We start from the raw sequence: 1595 nt of genomic DNA on the forward strand, positions 1-1595 counted from the left end.
ATGTTGGTTGTGACTCACATTTTACCAAAGAGAGCTGTCTTTTTCTTTACTTTTAAGCTGATTAATCTAAATAATCCTTATGATGTAAAGGATAGAACGGAGTTCTTAAGGGTGCGAAACTTGAGTATATAAGTTTTCTAAATCTTCCGTTAACATTAGCTGTATCCCTATAATCCAAATAGGAATAGTCAGCATGAACCAAATGACATTAAAGAGAAAGAAATTTAACAATAATCTCGATAATTCATATAACTTTACATATAGTTTCGCTCCCATTTCTCCAACTCCCCCTTTTCTATTATTTCACGGCTCCTTCTGTTACCCCTTCAATAATACTTTTTTGAGCACTAAAGTAAAAGATGATAACTGGAATGATCGCAATAGTTAAACCTGCTAAAGCCAGATGCCACTGTCTAGTATACTGACCGAAAAAGTAAAACATTCGAATAGGTATGGTTTCATTTTGCCTACTTAAAACAAGTGAGGGCAAGAGATAGTCATTCCAAATCCAAATCACGTTTAAAATCGCTACCGTTACGGAGATAGGACTTAATAATGGAAAAACGATCTTCCAGAAAATCTGAAACTTATTGGCTCCGTCAATAATAGCTGCTTCATCTAAGGAAACAGATACTCGTGTCATTGCCCCATGATATAAAAATATGGCCAAGCTACAGCCAAAGCCTAGATACATAAAAATAAGTCCCACTCTATTTAACATACCAGCTTGTCCAAAGAGTGACGTTAAAAGAATCATAACTGACTGGAATGGGATAAGCATAGCCGCAACGAACAAGAGTAAAATCGCGTTACTGACCCACGTCTTATTACGAGCTAATGCATAACCAGCCATTGATGAAAAGAGTATGATAATCGCTACACTCGCTACTGTTATAATGAGAGAGTTGAAAAACGATTGAATAAAATTTAAGTCATCAAAGGCCTGAACGTAGTTATTCCAATTAAATTCTGTAGGCGGTGCTAACACGCCTGCAAAGATATCTCTTGGTGCTTTAATACTGTTAACCAACATTAAATAAAACGGCGATATCCAAATTAACCCGAGTAAGATGCTGAATATTTCTAATATAAGGTATCGTTTATCTTGCTTCATTATAAATCGACCTCTCTTCTCTTACTGAAATACACTTGGGAAAGCGAAAAGGCCGCAACGATGATGAAAAAGATGACAGCTTTAGATTGCCCATAAGCCATTTGATTACTTGAAAAAGCCGTGTCAACAATGTTCATCGCAACCATTTGGGTTGAATTGTACGGGCCGCCCCCTGTTAACGAAAGGTTTTGGTCATAAATCTTAAATGAGTTGGATAGAGTCAAGAACATTGAAACAGTGAAACCTGGTGCAATCAGTGGAAATATAATATAGCGGAATTTTTGAAAAGGTGTCGCGCCATCAATATTCGCTGACTCAATTAACTCTTTAGGGATTCCTTGTAAATAAGCAATATCACTAGTGTTGCATAAAACTTAGAATAAATAGGTTTTATAGGTTGTTACTTTTATCACAAGTAGTTTTCATTAAAATTTCCAAAAAAGTCAATTGCTGGCGCAAGGGATGACTTTTTCCAGAAATT

General features: G+C 35.9%; 1 protein-coding gene and 1 pseudogene. Both read right to left on the reverse strand.

Going from position 1 to position 1595, the window contains the following annotated elements:
• Positions 1-298: 298 nt before the first annotated feature.
• Complete coding sequence (locus ACYQ4S_RS11830) at positions 299-1114, reverse strand: carbohydrate ABC transporter permease (protein ID WP_459771339.1); 816 nt, start codon at positions 1112-1114, stop codon at positions 299-301.
• Positions 1114-1467: pseudogene (locus tag ACYQ4S_RS11835) on the reverse strand (carbohydrate ABC transporter permease); the annotation flags it as partial. The gene ACYQ4S_RS11830 and the pseudogene ACYQ4S_RS11835, both read right to left, overlap by 1 nt.
• Positions 1468-1595 lie beyond the last annotated feature (128 nt).

It is taken from the genome of Alkalibacterium sp. s-m-28, from assembly GCF_054658175.1.